General features: G+C 70.9%; 12 protein-coding genes. 5 read left to right on the forward strand and 7 right to left on the reverse strand.

Going from position 1 to position 17,708, the window contains the following annotated elements:
• Positions 1-48: 48 nt before the first annotated feature.
• A complete protein-coding gene (locus SCWH03_RS09435) occupies positions 49-1,491 on the reverse strand; it encodes a nitrosuccinate lyase (RefSeq protein ID WP_216854730.1) in 1,443 nt (480 codons plus the stop codon).
• On the reverse strand, positions 1,488-3,602 hold the full coding sequence (locus tag SCWH03_RS09440) for an FAD/NAD(P)-binding protein (protein ID WP_173263705.1): 2,115 nt from the start codon (positions 3,600-3,602) through the stop codon (positions 1,488-1,490). The genes SCWH03_RS09435 and SCWH03_RS09440 overlap by 4 nt, the downstream gene beginning before the upstream one ends.
• 1,070 nt (positions 3,603-4,672) lie before the next feature.
• On the opposite strand from SCWH03_RS09440, the gene SCWH03_RS09445 reads away from it, so the two are divergent.
• Positions 4,673-5,332 carry a complement C1q domain-containing protein gene (locus SCWH03_RS09445; RefSeq protein WP_173263706.1) on the forward strand — a complete coding sequence of 220 codons (660 nt, stop codon included), beginning with the start codon at positions 4,673-4,675 and terminating at the stop codon, positions 5,330-5,332.
• Positions 5,333-5,521: 189 nt separating this feature from the next.
• On the opposite strand, the gene SCWH03_RS09450 is transcribed toward SCWH03_RS09445, so the two are convergent.
• From SCWH03_RS09450 to SCWH03_RS09465, 4 genes are all read right to left on the reverse strand, one after another.
• Positions 5,522-6,811: an MFS transporter gene (locus tag SCWH03_RS09450; RefSeq protein ID WP_173263707.1), complete on the reverse strand. Its 1,290-nt coding sequence runs from the start codon at positions 6,809-6,811 to the stop codon at positions 5,522-5,524.
• Between the two features lie 2 nt (positions 6,812-6,813).
• A complete protein-coding gene (locus SCWH03_RS09455) occupies positions 6,814-8,031 on the reverse strand; it encodes an ATP-grasp domain-containing protein (RefSeq protein WP_173263708.1) in 1,218 nt (405 codons plus the stop codon).
• 70 nt (positions 8,032-8,101) lie between these two features.
• Positions 8,102-9,334, reverse strand: coding sequence for a peptidogalycan biosysnthesis protein (locus SCWH03_RS09460; RefSeq protein WP_173263709.1), 1,233 nt, complete (start codon positions 9,332-9,334; stop codon positions 8,102-8,104).
• Complete coding sequence (locus tag SCWH03_RS09465) at positions 9,331-9,852, reverse strand: hypothetical protein (RefSeq protein ID WP_173263710.1); 522 nt, start codon at positions 9,850-9,852, stop codon at positions 9,331-9,333. Before SCWH03_RS09465 ends, SCWH03_RS09460 begins: the two co-directional genes overlap by 4 nt.
• Before the next feature lie 420 nt (positions 9,853-10,272).
• Between SCWH03_RS09465 and SCWH03_RS09470 the strand changes: the two genes are divergently transcribed.
• From SCWH03_RS09470 to ectB, 4 genes are all read left to right on the forward strand, one after another.
• Positions 10,273-13,458 (forward strand): amino acid adenylation domain-containing protein, encoded by a 3,186-nt coding sequence (locus tag SCWH03_RS09470; RefSeq protein WP_173263711.1) that lies wholly within the window; start codon positions 10,273-10,275, stop codon positions 13,456-13,458.
• Between the two features lie 36 nt (positions 13,459-13,494).
• A complete protein-coding gene (locus tag SCWH03_RS09475) occupies positions 13,495-14,829 on the forward strand; it encodes a SidA/IucD/PvdA family monooxygenase (protein WP_173263712.1) in 1,335 nt (444 codons plus the stop codon).
• On the forward strand, positions 14,829-15,998 hold the full coding sequence (locus SCWH03_RS09480; RefSeq protein ID WP_173263713.1) for a pyridoxal phosphate-dependent aminotransferase: 1,170 nt from the start codon (positions 14,829-14,831) through the stop codon (positions 15,996-15,998). The genes SCWH03_RS09475 and SCWH03_RS09480 overlap by 1 nt, the downstream gene beginning before the upstream one ends.
• 137 nt (positions 15,999-16,135) lie before the next feature.
• Positions 16,136-17,404 carry a diaminobutyrate--2-oxoglutarate transaminase gene (gene ectB / locus SCWH03_RS09485; protein WP_173263714.1) on the forward strand — a complete coding sequence of 423 codons (1,269 nt, stop codon included), beginning with the start codon at positions 16,136-16,138 and terminating at the stop codon, positions 17,402-17,404.
• A 24-nt stretch (positions 17,405-17,428) separates the two neighbouring features.
• Here the strand turns inward: ectB and SCWH03_RS28885 are convergent, their stop codons facing one another.
• A complete protein-coding gene (locus tag SCWH03_RS28885) occupies positions 17,429-17,647 on the reverse strand; it encodes a beta/alpha barrel domain-containing protein (RefSeq protein ID WP_254076637.1) in 219 nt (72 codons plus the stop codon).
• Positions 17,648-17,708: the final 61 nt, after the last annotated feature.

Below are 17,708 nucleotides of genomic sequence, written 5' to 3' on the forward strand. Positions count from 1 at the left end.
TTGTACGCCTTTCTCACAGGTGGGCGGGTACGCGAGACCGGCGGACGCTCACCCCGGTGCCCACCGCCCGGCACCGGGGACGTCGCCACCGTCCGGCCGCCCGTCGAGGGCGCGGTCGACGAGCGGCCCCGCCGCCCCGGTGTACTGCTCGGGGTCCAGCAGGGAGGCCAGTTCCCCCTCGGCGAAGACGCCCCGCAGCTCGGGCAGCCCGCCGAGGATCCCGGCGAGCGGACGGCCCTCGCGGTCGGCCAGGGCGGAGGCCCGGGTCAGGCACCGGCGGGCTTCCGCCCTGCCGATCCGGGGCGCGAGGACGGCAGCGATCCGCTCCGTGACGACCTGGCTTCCGGTCAGGTCGAGATTGGCGCGCATCCGCTCCGGCCGGACGGTCAGGCCCTCCGCCAGCTCCACCGCGGTGTGGGCGGCGCCGCCCGTCAGCCGGAGGCACTCGCGCAGCAGCAGCCACTCGGCGTGCCAGGCGCCCCCGGAGCGCTCGTCCTCGGTGGTCAGGCACTGGGTCAGGCCGGCCGCGAGCACGGGCACCTGGAGCGCGGCGGAGCGGATCAGCGTCGCGAGCACCGGGTTGCGCTTGTGCGGCATGGCGGAGGACGCCCCGCGGCCCGCGGGAGCGGGTTCGCAGGCCTCGGCCACCTCGGTACGGGCCAGTACCTGCACGTCCACGGCGAACTTCCCCAGGGCGGCTGCGGTGTGCGCCAGCGCCGCGGCCAGGTCGGCGACCGGGGTGCGCAGCGCGTGCCACGGCAGCGGGGGCCTGGCCAGCCCCGTCTCCTCGGCGAAGGCCGCGGTGAGCCGGTCGAGGTAGTCGCCGAGTGCGTGGCCGGGGACGCCGCCGTCGACCTTCGCGTACTCCAGGTATCCGGCCAGCGTGCCGGCGGCGCCGCCGAGCGCCACCGGCAGCCCGTGGTCCAGGACCCGCTCGAGCCGCTCGGCGGACTGGAGTACCAGCTGGCGCCAGCCCGCCGCCTTGAGGCCGAAGGTGGTGGGCACGGCGTGCAGGGTGAGGGTACGGCCGGCCATCGGGGTGTCGCGGTGCTCCCGGGCGAGGCGGGCCAGGGCGCCGGCCGTGCGGTGCAGGTCGGCGAGGACCAGCCGGAGCGTCCTGGCGGCGACCAGCATGCTCCCCGTGTCGAGGATGTCCTGGCTCGTGGAGCCGCGGTGCACATACTCGGCGGCGGCCGGGTCCTCGGCGGCGACGGCGGCGGTGAGGGCCCGGACCAGTCCGACGACCGGGTTGGCGGTCTCCCGGGCGGCCAGCGCCAGGGCCCGGGTGTCCAGCCGCCCGGCTCGTGCGGCGGAGCCGATCGCGTCGGCCGCGGACGCGGGCAGCGTACCCAGCCGGGCCTGGGCCCTGGCCAGGGCCGCTTCGGCGTCGAGCATCGCCTGGAGCCACGCCGGATCCCCGGTGGCCGCCTCCACGGGGGTGCCGGCCCGCACCGGGGAGAGCAGTCCCGCGTCGATGTCGTGCTCGTTCACGCCACGGCCTCCCCGGCGTGGGCGGCGGCGTGGGCGTCGGCGGCGGCGAGGGTGTCGTCGGCGGCGGGGTGGGCGTCGGCGGCGGCGGCGAGGACGTCGGCGTGGGCAGGGGCATGGGCATGGGCAGGGACGTCGTCCGCCGCCAGGGTCAGCACGGCGGCGGCGATCGCGTCGGAGTCCTCGACGGTGACCGAGCCGACGCCGGGCCGGATGCCGGCCGCGGTGACCCAGTGCACCGACTCGGTCGGCACCCCGTGCACGAACCGGCGCGGATGGGCGCGGCCCTCGGCGTCCAGGGGGTGGTGCGGCCGGCCCGAGACGGCCACGGCACCGGTCTCGTACGTGCTGCCGCACTCGCCCGGGATCCGGTAGGGCACGTACTGCCCCGTCGCCAGCAGATGGCGCATCAGCCGGTCGCCGGTACGGCGCAGGTCCGGCTCGGGCAACCGCGACTCGACCAGCGCCCCGGCCCGGTGCCGCTGCCCCGGTATCCGGCGGGAGCTCACCTCGAAGGCGGCGCCGCCGCCGTCCGCGACCGCCTCGACGACCACGCCGGGGCCGATGACCTCGACCGTGCCGGCCTCGACGAGGGCGATGAGCTCCTCGATCCTGGAGGTGGGCGGGCCGATCGACAGGAAGGCGTTGAGCGGGGTGTACCAGCGCTCCAGCTCGTCCCGGTGGGAGTCACCCGCCAGCCCGCCGTGGTCGACCGCGAGACGGATCTCGTTGCGCAGGTCGCGCAGCACGTCGAGGGCCGCCTTGAGCGGACCGCTGACGTTGCCCTCCCTGGCCGCGGCGACATCCCGGCGGAGGTACGCCAGCAGCCAGCCGCGGAAGTCCCCCGCGGTGGCGAACTCCCGGTCCCCGTACGGCCGGGCGATCCGGTCCCAGTCCCAGCGTTCGGCGGAGTCGACCCCCGCGGCGCCGAGCAGCCGGTCCCGCTCCGCCGCGTCCCCGGCCAGCAGGAAGCGGTCGGTGAAGGCGGTCACCTCGTCCGCGTCCACCCCCCGGTCGGCCAGCAGGGCGGCGTAGTAGACGCTCTCCACCTCCGCGGTGATCAGCGGCCACAGGTGGGTGCCGAACCGGATCCACTCGCCGTCGGCCGCGAGCGCCCGCAGTTCGTCCGCCTTCTCCGCCGTCAGCAGCCTCGGCAGATACCGCCCGTAGGCGCCCTTCTCGTTCTCGCCCCGGGCGTGGTACGGGACGCCGCGCCGGGATCCGGCGAGGATCCGCGGCTCCCGCCCGGACGGGTGGTAGACGAGCCGGTCGTCCACCCGCGTGAACGACCCGCCCCGCCCGGTGGTCAGCAGCGCCATGTGGTCGAAGAAGTTGAGACCGAGGCCGCGCAGCACGACACTCTGGCCCGGCCCGATCCGGGAGTGGTCCGTGTCGGCCGGGTTGGCCGGCCCGAGGTACACCAGACCGTGCTCGGCGGCGAAGGCACCGAGCCGCTGCTCCTCGGCGCCGGCCAGGACCGGCACATGGCCCTGCGTCAGCACCACCGCGTCCAGGCCGGACAGCCGGGTGCCGTCGGCCAGCAGCAGCGTCTGGTGCGCGCCGTACACACCGGACTCGTCGTCCAGCGCGACAGCGGCCTCCCGGTGGACCGCGATCTCCAGATGCCCCGGCGCGTCGGCGACCAGCGTCCGGAACACCCACTCCAGGTAGTGCCCGTAGAACGCGCGGCGGGGATAGTCGTCCGGGCCGAGCCGGCGGGCCTCCTCGACGGCGGCGGCGCCCCCCTCCCCGGGGACGGGGACCGTACCGGCCGCCACGTCCCGGGCCCACTCGTGGAGGCTGGGCCCGTCCTCCACCGGTCCGACCAGGTTCACGGTGGCGTCGGCGAACACGGTGACCTGGGAGGCCACGGTGTTCATCAGCAGTTCCCCGGACTGGTCGGTACGCCACACCCGGCCGGGGCCCGGCGGGTACGGATCGACGACGTGGACCGTGAGGCGGCTCGTGGACGGGGACTTCCGCTCCTGGGCGATCAGGCGCTCCAGGACCGACAGGCCACGGGGGCCGGCCCCGACAACGGCGACGGCAGGCGGGCCGGTTGACGTGCTGCTTGACGTGCTGCTTGACGTGCTGGCTGTCGTACTGCTCTTCACGGGCGTTCTCCGCTCGACGGTGCAGGGGAAGAGGGAAGAGGGAAGAGGGAGGTAGTAGCGAAAAAGGGGGAGGGGACGGGAGGGGAGGGGAGAGGACGGAAGGGAAGGAGACCGGTCGCACGGCCGGATCCGGGGGAGGACGCACGGGGACACCACACCCACCCCCTCCACCGCCGCACCGGCCGGGCGTCGGCGACGCGTGGTAGCGGCGGTCCGCAGGAAGGACTCCGGGAGGGCGGAGGCAAGGCGGAACCTTTGGGCACCGCGGCGCGCCGCGCCCCGACGTCAGCAGAGGCGCGGCGCCGGAGGCGGAGCCGCAGCCGGCACGGCCTGCGCCCGCGAGCCCCCGCAGGGCCGCTGCCGCCGAGGACGCCGGGCACGGGAACGCGCCGCTGCGCGGACGCGCCTGCCCGCCCCGCCGCTGAGGCGGACGGGGCCGGTGCCGCCCCGCCCCTGACAGGGCGGGCGCCGAAGCCCTCCGGTCCGCGCCGGATCCCGGACTTAGCGGAGCGGGCTGGGGATGAGGCTCTGGATCACGTCCGCGCGGACGGAGCACTCCTCCGCACCGCGTGCCGAAGCCCTCAGCGTGGCGGCGTCGGCCGCTGCTGCGGTATCTCGCAGAGTGCGGCCGGACTCCCGGAGCGCCATCGGTTTCCCCCAGTGGAAGATCTGCCGTCACGGTCCCTCGGGGGACACCGCGCAAGGGTGCCCGCGGGCCGGAAACTGTCGTCACAACCTCTGACAGCAACTATGGGAAGGCGCCCCGGTCTCGGACAAGGCAGCCAATCCCTCGGATCGGCGCACTGCCGGGAAGCGAAGGATGTAAAGGGGGACAGATCTGAGCGAAAGCCGCGCCCGCGGACGCGCTTCCTCCACCGGGGCGGGTCGTGCCCCGCGAGGACGCACCAGCGCGGTGCCGCGACCCGTCACCCGAACAAGCACCCCCGGACACCCGCCCGGCCCAATTTGTCGCATATATGGACCATGTGTGTTGCCGGAGAAACACCGGCGGACCAGTCTTTCCCCCGCCGCAACAAGGCGGCAGAAAGACAAGATGGAGAGTCCTCATAATGAAGAACGCCGCTCACGGAATCGGGATGCGATCCCGCCGCGCCCGACTGACCGCGCTCGCCTCGTTCACACTGGCCCTGTCGCTCGGCATGGCCACCCCTGCGACAGCGACTCAGGCGACCACCGAGCGCGCCACGGTGTCGAGCAGCCCGGATCCCGGCAGCGAAGACTGCGGAAAGGATCCGAAGCGCGGCTGCAAACAGCAGGTCGACGTCGGCGCGAGCGTCTTCCGCAACGCACAGGCTCAGCTCATCCCGTCCGGCACCCCGACGCAGATCCTGTTCGACCAGGCCCTGTACGACACGGACGCGATGTTCGACCCGGTGAACTCGACTCTCGTCGTCAACACACCCGGCCGCTACCTCCTCAACGCGAACATCTCCTGGGGGAAGCTCGTACCCGGCGTCAACGACTTCTACTCGATCTTCCTTCAGGTCAACGGCAGCAACATCGCGTTCAACGAGCAGGTGGCAACGGCCGCGTTCGCCACCCAGGCGGTCACCACCGTCCTCGAACTGGAGGAAGGCGACGTGATCTCGCTGATGGCGCTCCAGAACACGGACAACGACGCCGTCTCGGGGACCGTCTTCGGCAACAACTTCGACCCCCTGGCCCCGGTACTCCAGGCAGAACTGCTCGAACCCGGGGACCCGGCCTAGGAACCCCTCCGCGAACGGTGGGGCGGACAGCCTCGGGGGCTCCCGGGGCAGACGAGCCCGACACCTGGGACACGCCGTACGGTGTCCCGTCGGCGCGCGGCACGAGAGTGCGGGGGGGGGGCCGCCTCCCCCCACAGCGCGCTCCGCGCAGCAACTGCGCCTCGTCAAGCAGGTGTTGACAGCCGTACACTACTCTGCCATCTCACCACCCGCTGCACTCTGGAGGCGGTCTCCAGCGGGGCTCTTCGTCACGCTGGCGCGCAGTCGTGCCCTTCGCGCCTGGGTCTGCTGCCGCGGGAAGAGCGCGAGCGCCAGTATCGCGAGCACCGCGGCAACGGCCAGGAGTGCGAACCAGTAGACATCCCCGAGTCTGCCCTCTTGTGCGAGGGCGGACGAACCGAGGTTGGCCGCCGAGCCGCCGAGGGCGATGCACACGCCGATCAGCCCGAAGGCCGTGCCACGCAATGAGGCGTCCACGGTGGCGGCGACTTCGCTGTCGAGACGGGGATCGATGATCACTTCACCCAGCGAGAACAGCACCACGCCGGTGATCAGCAGCACCAGAGAGCCGAACCCGAGCAGTGCGAAGCCGATCCCCATCACCAGCAGGCCGCCGGCGACCACGACTGGCGTGTGCGGCACCTTGCCCATGGGGGCGCTGACCAGGACCTGGAGCACGACGACCGATACGGCGTTGACCGTGAAGAGGACGCCGGCGTACGCGGGCCCGTAGTGGTCAGCGGCCAGCACCGGCATGGCGTACTCGATGTGGACGTAGCAGAAGCCGAAGGCCGTGGCCACGCCGGCGATCCACAGGAGGCGCCTGTTGTGGCGCAGCAGGGAGAGGAATCTGCGGATGTGTCCGCGGGAGCGCTGCCCTTCCCTCGGTGGCACCGGAACGTGTGACGCAAGGCGGCGCAGGCGCCAGAAGGCCGGCACGAGAAGGGCGAACACCGCAGCCGTCGCCACCAGGCCGAGTTCGGGCCGGCCCAGCAGCAGCACACTGCCGACCAGCGGGCCCACTGCGAGACCGGCGTTGTTGGCGGCGCTGCGCAGGGAGAAGACCGGTGCCGACGCCGAGGAGTCCCGCAGGAGGGCGACGATCGCGGCCTTGCCCGCGGGAATGTACAGGGCGCTGCCCAGGCCGAGGAGCCCGCACGCGACGATGACGCCGGGGGCGGAGGTGGCATGGGCCAGCAGGAGGAACGACGCCACGCGGACGCAGAGCCCCAGGCAGATCGCCGCGATCGCGCCGATCCGGTCCGCCAGCGCGCCGCCGACCATCATCAGACCGAACTGGGACCAGAGTTTCACCGTCAGGGCGACGCCGGCGACCCACGGTGCGAGACCCTGATGCCCGGTCATGTAGACCGCCAGGTAGGGGACGACGATGCTGCTGCCGAGCGTGATGAAGAAGTTCCCGATGAGGAGCAGCGTGCACCCCGGCGTGTTTCTGACCAGAGCGAGAGTCTCCCGCATCGTCAGACGCCGACTTCGAGGACGTAGGCGTCAGACAGCTCGTGCAGGTGCTGGGCCATCTCCGCTTCGTCGCGGGCGGTGAAGAAGACCAGTCCGGTCGTGGTCGCGGACGTCAGATCCGGTGGCACCACGTCGCCGACGGACAGGGACATGTTCACTGCGACGACGCCCGGACACGCGGCGAGCTCCGCCTCGGTGCTGAGCCCCGTGATCCGGCCGGGCCGGGTCGGGAGCATCACCGTCGCAAGGATCCCCTCGGGGCTGCGGGGGGCGATGTCGGGGGTCCGGCCGAGCGATACCTCCCAGAACACGTCCCACAGATCGACGCCGTGGTGCCGCTGCACCGCTGCCGTGATGCCTCCCCCGCCCGGGCGGCAGGCGATCTCGCCCACGACGAATCCGGAGCCTGTCTTGAACAGTTCCAGATGAGTCACCCCGTCGGTCAGCCCGAGAGCCCGGACGACCTCGGCATTGAGTTCAGTGACGGCCGTGAAATCCTCGTGCCCCTGCGGAAGGAGGTAAGAACCGCTGAACGTGTCGACTTGCCCGAGAATGGGCGAGAAATAGCGGGACGGAGCGGCGAAGACCACCTTTCCGTCACGGACGACAGCGTCGCAGTGATACTCGTGGTCCATTTCGATGAACTGTTCCACGATCAGAGGGGTCGTACTGTTCCGGATTTCTTCCCCGGCGGGTCCGGACAGGAGCCGCTCATGGTCCTCCGGAGAGTCAAGTACGGTCACACCCATGCAGCCGCCGCCGAAAACGGGCTTGGTCACACAGGGCCAGCCCGTGTGCGCGGCCGCCTCCGGTACGTCGTCCACCTTCATCACCTGCCGGAAGGCCGCGGTGGGAAGTCCGGCAGCCGCCAGGCGCTGTTTCATGATGAACTTGTTGGAGAAGGCCAGGGACATGTCGTAGCTGTCGCCCGGAATACCCAGGGTGGAGCGCACATAGCCGGCTGACGGTACGGCGAGTTCCACGGGAGAGACGATGCGGTCGACGGGGTCTTTCCTGGACAGCTCCGATACGGTTTCCAGGACCAGTCCCGGATCGCGCACTGTGGCTATCTCCCGGACCGTGACCGAGGGGCCGAATACATGAGTGTGCCCCTGGTCGGCGATCACCGTTATGCGCAGGTCGTCCGACTTCTGCAACAAGCGCAGGGGAAGCGCGCGGCGTCTCGTGGCGAGTACGGCGACATGAGAGGTCTTAGGCATGGCTTCTTTCGTGCCGATTCCATACGGGTGGTGAGCCGTGTCGGCCCCGGGCTTCACATCGGTGGCCGGTTCAGAGCAGGCCGGCGTCCTGCCAGGAGGTGCGTTCCCAGTAAGCGGGAGGCAGAGCTCCCAGGACCCCGCCGAAACGTCTTTCCAGCTCGGTGAGCTGCTCGCTGTTGCGCCGCCGGGCATCCACGCTCCGCACCAGGCCGTCGGGGAAGGACATCATCGAGAATCGGGGTTCCAGGATCGCGCCGCGCCGCACCTTGGCGTCACTCGTCTCCAGGCTGAACCGGATCGCCTTCACGCCGTTCCTGATCGCGTGGCGAATGGGCTCGTAGAAGGCGAGGGTGAAATACGCGCCGGCTTCTTCGGGGATCCTTTCGTAGTCGAAACCGACGATCCGGAAGTAGAGTTCGTCCTTCCAGGGATAGAGCAGGGAAAAGCCGGTGATCTTCGAGTCCTGGCTGATCGTGAGGCACAGGGGCTCGTCGCCGAACACCTCGGCCTGCCGGCCTATATGGGCGCGCAGCCTGCGCTCCGAGCTGTTGGCCCCGTACCGCCGGTTCAGATTGGCGAGGAGGGTCGCCATCCGCGAGTGGTCCCTGCTCAGGCTGCCGTTCTCGACGGCCAGCCCGGACGCCTCGAACGCCGCGAGGTCCTTGCGGGCCGCCCGGCGGCGGCTGCTGCTCAGCATGTCCAGGTAGCCGTCGAAGTTGTCCCAGGTGACAGGAAGTACCGTGTCGCCCGCTGCCAACTGAGGTGTCGTGGCGGGGGCGGCGGCCGAGGAGAGCGCCCCGGCGGTGGAGGCGTCCGCGTACAGGAGCGAGAAGCTCCGCACCGTGTCCGGCACCGCCTCCCGGCAGGCATCGACGAGGCATCGCACGGCATCCGCGCGGGTCGCCTCGTCGAGGTCCGGTGCGACCGGGATCCGGGTGGTGTAGCCGGCGCGCCCGCCGAGGAGCACCGCGGGATAGAGGCCGTCGCGTGGAACGTCCGGACGCAGGCTTTCGATTTCCAGCGCGAGGTAGGGGTCGTACGGCTTGTCGGGCGGGGCCTCGTCCGTGGTGTAGAAGGGAAGCCCGGCCAGCAGCCGTCCGTCTTTGCCGCGTACGACGACGTACCGGGCACGGAAGGTGTCGTGCACTTCGGCGACTCGGAGCCATTTGTGGCTGCTGTAGAAATCTCCGGGCCCGAGCAGCGCATCCCACTCCGCCTCTCCGACGGACCGCAGGTCGTCGCATACTGACACGTGCCAGTCGTGTGCTGTCCGCGCATCCGCCATTGCGCTGTTCTCTTTCACACCCACTCCTCGGGGTCGGATGCGGAGTTTCCATACCGGGCGTACCGCCCTTGTTCCACGATGGCCGCGTGCTCGACTTCCTCGAACCCCTCTCTCGGCACGAGGAGGACGGTGTTGCCGTCCGGTCGGGAAACGAGGCTCACACGTTCCAGATCGCAACCGGTCGAGCGCAGGCGTGCGAGGAGGCTTCTCCTTGCTCCGCGGCCCGGCAGGCGCAAATCGATCCGGGTCACCTGCCGGTCGACACGGATGCGGGAGCATGCGGCGCCCCCGGCAGGGTGGCGAATCGATCCGAGTGCCTGGTGGAGATCGGCCGCGGGCAGCAGGAAATGCACGTCGACACGTCCGGAATCCCTGGCGGCATCCCCGGTTTCCTCGGCCCAGACCATTTCCACGGCAGGACCGGCCCCGATGATTCCCTTGAGCGCCCGGAAAAGGTTCTCGCCGTCCCGGGGAACGCCCATCAGGGTCACCCGCGCCTGCTCGTACGGGTCGGCCAAACGCGCTGACTGATCCACGTTGAAGACTCCTAGACGTCCAATGAGCCGCGTGTAGAGGCCGGTTCACAGAGCCGTCACGGCGAGATGCGGTTACTCAGTAGTACTTCACGTAGTCTGACGACGTCAACGCGATGCGCGAGCGGCGGCCTATGTGATCATGATCACGCATAATACGGTGTCATCTCAGCTGGTGGACATGGCAAAGTCCCTCATGGCACGCCGTTCGCGGCACCCGTAGCGGTGGTCGCGCCGGGCGGCCGGGAGTGCGTCATCCGCCGAAGAGCGGTCGGCATGCGGGGCACGACGCAGACGGGGCCTCACGGACTTCACGGTCTCCACTGACCGATACCTTTCGCGTTTCCCCCCCACCCACGCACCCGACTCCTTTCGGCTGCCTTCCCACGGTCATTCATTCCATACAAGAAAGATGTCGCCACAATGCGTACCGGCGCCCATGCGTCCAGGAAACCGTCGGCAGGTGGCGGCGATCCGTCCGGCTCGGTCGTCAGCCTCTTCGAGGCTGCCGCTCTGCGTGATCCCGCCGCCCGGGCCGTGGAAGGGCCGGGCGGCACGGCCCTCACCTACGGCCAACTCCGTTCGCGTATGCACATGATCGCGTCCGGACTGGTGCGCCGCGGCCTGGCCCCGGGAGAGGTGGTGGCCGTACGCGGCAGAAGCTCAACCGATCTGGTCGCGGCGGCGCTTGGGGTCCTGTGGACGGGCGGTGTCCTGCTGCTGGTCGACGAGAATCTGCCCGAACCGCGACGCGCTCTGCTGCTGGACCGGGCGCAGCCGGCGATCAGGCTGACGACCGGCCTGCCGGAGCCGGGGACCGGCGAACTCACGGTCACCGCCCTTGAGCCGTCCACGCCTGAGGCCGCTGCTCCGGTCACCTCGGGGAGGGCGCCGGAACGCACCGAGGCCGCGTATGTCTTCTTCACGTCGGGTTCCACCGGCACACCCAAGGGCATCCTCGGCAGCCACCGCGGTCTGGCCCACTTCATCGCCTGGGAGATCGACGCCCTGGGGGCCGGTCCCGGGGATCGCGTCGGCCAGCTCACCAGCCTGTCCTTCGATGTGGTCCTGCGGGACCTGTTCCTGCCGCTGTGCTCCGGCGCGACGCTCGTCCTCCCGGAGGAGCCGGGCCGGCTCAACGGCCGGACCGTCCTGCCGTGGCTGCGGAACGCGGGCATCACCGTCCTGCACACCGTCCCCTCCCTGGTGCGCAGTTGGCTGAGGACCCCCACGGACCCCGGAACCTCCCCGGCCCTGCGCGCGACCTGCTTCGCCGGGGAACCCCTCACCGGCGAACTGGCCTCGCGCTGGCAGGAGCGGACCGGCGGGGGCGACATCTGGAACCTCTACGGGCCCACCGAGACCACCCTCGCGAAGTTCGCCTACCGTGTGCGCGGCGACGAGGAGCCCGGCGTCCTGCCGGTCGGCAGTCCGCTGCCGGAGTGCGAGGTACGGCTCCTGGACGCGGCCGGCTCCCCGGTGGCTGACGGAGTCCCGGGCGAGGTGGTGCTCCGTACCCCGCACCGCAGTCTGGGCTACCTCGACGGGCGCGGGGAACCCACGGGGGGATTCCGGCAGGACCCGGAAGGGGAGCCTGACGACTGGCTGTACCACACCGGTGACCTGGCGGCCCGACTCCCGGACGGCCGTTACATCGTTCGCGGGCGCATGGACGACCAAGTGAAGATCCAGGGCGTCCGGATCGAGCCCTCCGAAGTGGCCGCCGCCGTCCGCACGGCAGCGCGACCGCTCGGCGGAGGCGATGCCTTCGCCCTGGCCGTGGAAGCCGCCGGCGGCTCCGAGGCTTCCGGCGCGCCGGGCGCTCCCGGTGCCCCAGGGGTGAAGACCCTGGTCGCTGTCGTGGAAGGCGGACTGGGTGCCGAAGCGGTCGAGCACGTCGTCGACGAGCTGCGACGCTCCCTGCCCCTGCCCATGGTCCCGGCCCTCCTCCACTCCGTCGAGGAGCTGCCGCTCACCTCCAACGGCAAAGTGGACCGCGCGAGCCTGCGGCAGCAGGCCCTCTCGCTCCTTGCGGAACGCGGCAGGACCCGGGCCGCCGGGGCACGGGCTCACCACAAGGACCCCGATCCCCTCCTGAGCACGGTGCGCTGGGCAATGGCGACGGCCCTCGGCGTCGGCACAGTGCAGCCCGGCGACAACTTCTTCACCCTCGGCGGAGACTCCCTCGCCGCCGCGGAACTGTCCGCGATCCTCGAGGAGAAGGAAGGGATCGCACCCCTCGGCCACACGACGCTGCTGTCCGCGCCGACCCCCCAGGCGCTCGCCGACGCCCTTCGCGACGGCGACATGCGCCGCGACCGGCAGAGCGGCGGCACACCCGAACTGCCCCGGGTGCCCGTGGTCGGACAGCCCTATCCGCTCTCCCCACAGCAGCGCCGGTTCGCCGCCTTCTACCTGGCCGACGCCTCGCGCAGCTGGGCCAACGTCTCTCTGCGACTGGCCCTGCCGGCGGCAGCGGACACAGAGCTCGTCCGTGCGGTGCTCCGTCTCCTTGTCGCGCGGCACCCGAGCCTGCGGACCCGGTTCACCCACGACGGCGGGGAGATCCGGCAGACGGTCGCGGCGCCCGCCGACGTACGTGCGGACCTCGTGGAACGCCACGCAGAGCCCGCATCGGCGGCGCGCGAACTCATCGCCGTTCCCGTGCCCTTCACCGGCGGCCTCCCCTACGTGACCCACCTGGTCCGGCATCCGTCGGGCGACGAGCTCATCCTCGTCCTGAACCACATGGTCACCGACGGCACCTCGCAGGAGATCCTGCGCACCGACTTCGCGCACATCACCTGCCACCTGCGGGACGGAGCGCCGCTCCCCGCCGTCCCGCCCGCGCCCGCCTACGCCGAGTACGCGCGGCACCGGAGCGCGGCCGAGCGGACGGAGTCCGGGCGGCTGTGGGACTTCTGGCGCGACGAACTGGCCGGTGCCCGGCCCACGTGCCTGCCGCGCGAAGGCATCGCCGCACCCCGGCCGGGCCAGGACACGGAGCTGACCAGGGGAGCCTTCACGGCCCTCCGCCTCGACGCCGGCCCCGAGCGGCTCGCCGCCCTCGCCGCCCGGCACCAGTGCACGTCCTTCGGCGTCCTGATGGGGCTGTTCACCCGGGCGCTCACCGCACGGCTGGAACGGGACGACGCGGTACTCCTGGTCCCCACGACCGGCCGGGAACCGGCGACCGCGACCGTGGTGGGCAACTTCCACAACATCCTTCCCGTCCGCGTCCGCCGTGCCGACGACCTGGCCGGCACCCTGTGCGGCGCCCAGGCCGCACTTGCGCGCTCGCTCGACCACCAGTGGATGCAACTGGACCACCTCGTGGAGCGGCTCGGAATGCACCCCGCCGACGACCCCTATCCGCTCAGCAGCGTGCTGTTCAACGCGATCCCCGGCGCAAGCCCCCTGCTGCCCCCAGAGGCAGCCGAAGCGGCCGGGCCCCTGCCCTACGACGTGCGGTACGACCTCATGGGCGTCGTGCGCACGGAATCCCAGAGCCTGGTGCTGGAACTCCACTACCGGTCGGCCTTGATGGCACCGGACTCCGCCGGGCAGTTGCTGCAGGCGTTCGCCGCCCAGCTGACTCCGCACGAATGAGCCGAGCACTCCGAACCGACAGACGAGGAGTCTGACATGTCCCGACACGATGCCGACATCATCGGTGTGGGATTCGGCCCCGGGAACATCTCCCTGGCCGTCGCCCTTCAGGAGCGATACCCCCACCTCCGCGCGATCTTCCTGGAAAGCCGGCCCGGACCCACCTGGCAGTCCGGCATGCTGATCGACGGCTCCGACATCCAGAACAACCCGGTCCGCGACCTGGTGACCCCCGCCAACCCCCGCAGCCGCTTCAGCTTCATCAACTACCTCCACGAGACCGGGCGTTTCTTCACCTACCTGAACCTCGGACTGCACTATCCGCTCCGCAAGGAGTACGCCGCCTACGTCGAGTGGGTGGCGCGTACCCTCGACGCCGACGTGCGCTACGACACCGAGGTGACCGGCGTCCGCCGGGACTCCTCACACGGGGGCACCGGCGTGGTCGAGCTGGCGGACGGCACCGAACTGCGCGCGCCCGTCATCGTCGCGGCGCCCGGCCGGACGCCCCACATTCCGGCCCCCTTCGCCGACGCCGACGACCCCCGGGTGGTCCACTTCACCCACTACAACCAGGCCCTCGAACAGCTGGAAGGCGCGGAGCAACCGCAGATCGCCGTCGTCGGCGGCAGCCAGAGCGCCGTGGAACTGCTGCTGGACCTCCGCAGCCGCCTCCCGCAGGCCCGGGTGCACGGGATCCTGCGTTCCTTCGGGTTCCGGCAGAAGGACACGAGTCCTTTCATGGACCACGTCTACTTCCCCGAGTTCGTCGACTACTACTACGCGGCCTCCGAGTCGTCGAAGCGCGACCTCAACGCCGATCTGAGGTACACCAACTACTCCGCCGCCGACATCGATGTCGTGCACGAGCTGTATCTGCGCCTCCACGAGGACCGGCTCGACAACCGCGAACACACCAGGGTCATCGGCAACACGCTGATCGACGCGTGCCGGCCCGGGCCCGACGCCGTAAGGCTGTCGCTCACGGAACGCCACACCGGTGACACCTCGGAGCTGGCGGCGGATCTCGTCATCCTGGCCACGGGCTTCCGCGACCTCGGATCCCGCGCCGAGGGACAGGAGTTCCTGCCGCCACTGCTCCACTCATTCGAGGGCTGCGCGAGGGTCACCCAGTCCGGCCGGGCCGCCGTCACCCGCGACTACCGCCTCGCCATGGCGCCGGAAGCCGGCGACGTACCGCAGGTCTACCTCAACGGCCTGTGCGAGTCCTCCCACGGCATGGGCGACGCCGGTTCCTTCAGCCTGCTCGCCCTGCGGGCCAAGGAGATCGCGTCCTCGATCGCCGCTCATCTGGAGAAGCAGGCGGGCGACGACAGCTACACGTACATCCACACCAGGAAGGCCCAGTAATGCCCGTGCTCTCCCAGCGGTCCCAGGCGTTCCAGCCCCAGCCCATGTTCGAGATCCTCGCCGCCGCACAGGACCTCGAAGCCCAGGGGCATCCGGTCCTCCACCTGGAGATCGGCGACACCAAGGGGTTCACCAATCCCCACATCGTCAGCACGCTGCAGGAGCTGTCGCAGAACCCCTCGCTGGGCTATATCGCCTCCGGTGGCATGCCAGAGATCCGGGGTGCCTTCGCGCGGCAGTACACGCAGGAGAAGGGCGTCACGTTCGGCGCTGACAACGTCGTCGTGGCCCCGGCCAACGCGCTGATCAGCGAGTACCTCGGCGTGGCGTGCGACCCGGGCGACGCGGTGCTGCTGCCGGACCCCGGCTTCCCGACCTACTTCCTGGCCGCGCGGTACAACGGCTTGCGGATAGTCACCTACCCGCTGGACCCGGAGACGGGCTGGAACCCGGACCCCGCCCAGGTGGAGCGGCTCATCGCCCAGGAGCCGGGGATCCGGGCCATGATCGTCAACTCACCGTCCAACCCCTTGGGCACGGTCATGGACCCGGAGCGGCTCGACGCCCTCCTCGACATCGCGGAGCGGAACGGGCTGCACTGCCTGTTCGACGAGACCTACAAGAACCTCGTCTTCGCAGGGGACCTGGAGCCGCTGCCCCACCGCCCGTCCACCACGTACCTCTACTCGCTCTCCAAGGACGCCGCCGCACCGGGCCTGCGGGTCGGCTGCGCCGTCAGCCAGGACACCGGACTGATAGCCAAGCTCGTCGACTACAGCTCGCTGTTCTTCTCGTGCGGCCCGGGCCTCATGCAGCAGGTGGCCGCCACGTACCTGTCGCGTCCCGACGCGCTCGCCTTCGCGCACGAGATCCGCACGGAGACGTCGTCGCGCGTCGCCCTCGTGGAGAAGATCCTCGGGGACGTGGACGGGCTCAGCTACATCCGGCCCAGTGCGACGTTCTTCGTGTTCCTGAACATCTCCTGCACGGGTCTCGACTCGCGGGCCTTCGCCTACGAACTGCTGCGGGAGAGGCACGTCTGCGTGTGCCCGGGCGACTCCTTCGGGCAGCAGGGCGAGGGCCACGTCCGGGTGACGCTCACCGGTGACCGGCAGGAACTCGAAGAAGGCGTGCGGCGGCTCGCGGACTTCGTCCGGGCGCGCAGCTGACAGCAGCCGGGTACACCGGGCCGGGCACCGCTCCCCCGCTGGGGGAACAGCGCTGCCCGCCCGTCCGGGAGCCGCACCGCTCCCCGCGTCCGCGGCTCTCGCCCCCACAGCCTCAGACCACCCCCTCGGGAGATCAGATGACCACCGCCCCGTCCCCTCTGAGCGTCTTCGACAGCCTGGAGTCGGAGGTGCGCAGCTACTGCCGCGGTTGGCCCGCCGTGTTCGACCGCGCGCAGGGCGCCCGCATGTACGACGAGACAGGCCGCGCCTACCTCGACTTCTTCGCCGGTGCCGGCGCCCTCAATTACGGGCACAACAACCCCGTGCTGAAAAGGCCGTTGATGGATTACCTCCTGCGTGACGGCATCACGCACGGCCTGGACATGGCGACGACCGCCAAGCGCGCCTTCCTGGAGAGCTTCCAGAACGCCGTACTGCGGCCGCGTGACCTGCCCTACAAGGTCATGTTCCCCGGCCCGACCGGCACCAACGCCGTCGAGGCCGCGCTGAAGCTGGCCCGCAAGGTGAAGGGCCGCGAGTCGATCGTCTCCTTCACCAACGCCTTCCACGGGATGTCGCTCGGCTCCCTCGCGGTGACCGGCAACGCCTTCAAACGCGCCGGTGCCGGCATCCCGCTGGTCCACGGCACCCCGATGCCGTACGACAACTACCTGGACGGCCAGGTCCAGGACTTCCTCTGGTTCGAGCGCCTGCTCGAGGACCAGGGGTCCGGGCTGAACAAGCCCGCCGCGGTCATCGTCGAGACCGTGCAGGGCGAGGGCGGCATCAACGTCGCCCGCCCCGAGTGGCTCCGGGCCCTGGCCGACCTGTGCCGGCGTCAGGACATGCTGCTCATCGTCGACGACATCCAGATGGGCTGCGGCCGCACCGGCGCCTTCTTCTCCTTCGAGGAGGCGGGCATCGCCCCGGACATCGTCACCCTGTCGAAGTCCATCAGCGGCTACGGCCTGCCCATGTCCCTCTGCCTGTTCAACCCGGAGCTGGACGTCTGGGAGCCGGGCGAGCACAACGGCACCTTCCGCGGCAACAACCCCGCCTTCGTCACGGCGGCCGCCGCGCTGGACGCCTACTGGGCCGACGGGCAGATGGAGAAGCAGACCCTGGCCCGCGGCGAGCAGGTCGAACGCGCCCTCCTGGGCATCTGCGACGAGAACTCCGCCCTCGGCGCCCACTACCGCGGCCGCGGTCTGGTCTGGGGCCTGGAGTTCGCCGACAAGAGCCGTGCGTCGGCGGTCTGCGCGCGCGCCTTCGAGCGGGGCCTGCTGCTGGAGACCTCCGGCCCGGAGAGCGAGGTGGTGAAGCTGCTGCCGCCGCTCACCGTCAGCGCCGAGGAAGTCGACGAAGGTCTCGAGATCCTGGCTCTCGCGGTGCGGGAGACGTCCTGACGGTCCGGCCCCGCGGGCCGGCCGTCACTCTTCAAGCCGGCTGAGCCGCTCCAGCGCGTCCGCCACGGTGGCCTTGCCGACGGACAGTAGCGGCAGCCGCACGTCCGGTGGGGGAATCAGGCCCCGCTGGACGCCCTTGATCACGGTGGGGCCGGGCTCACAGAACAAGGCGGCCGGCAGCCGGGCCAGCGCGTGCCCCAGGCAGCGGGCCTCCGCCACGTCTCCGTCGCGCCAGGCGTCCACGAGGTCGGCGAACCGGCGCGTCGCCAGGTGCGCGGAGGCCAGGATGCCCCGGAGGCCCCCA

This window comes from Streptomyces pacificus (assembly GCF_011766325.1).
Classification (GTDB): Bacteria; Actinomycetota; Actinomycetes; order Streptomycetales; family Streptomycetaceae; genus Streptomyces; species Streptomyces pacificus.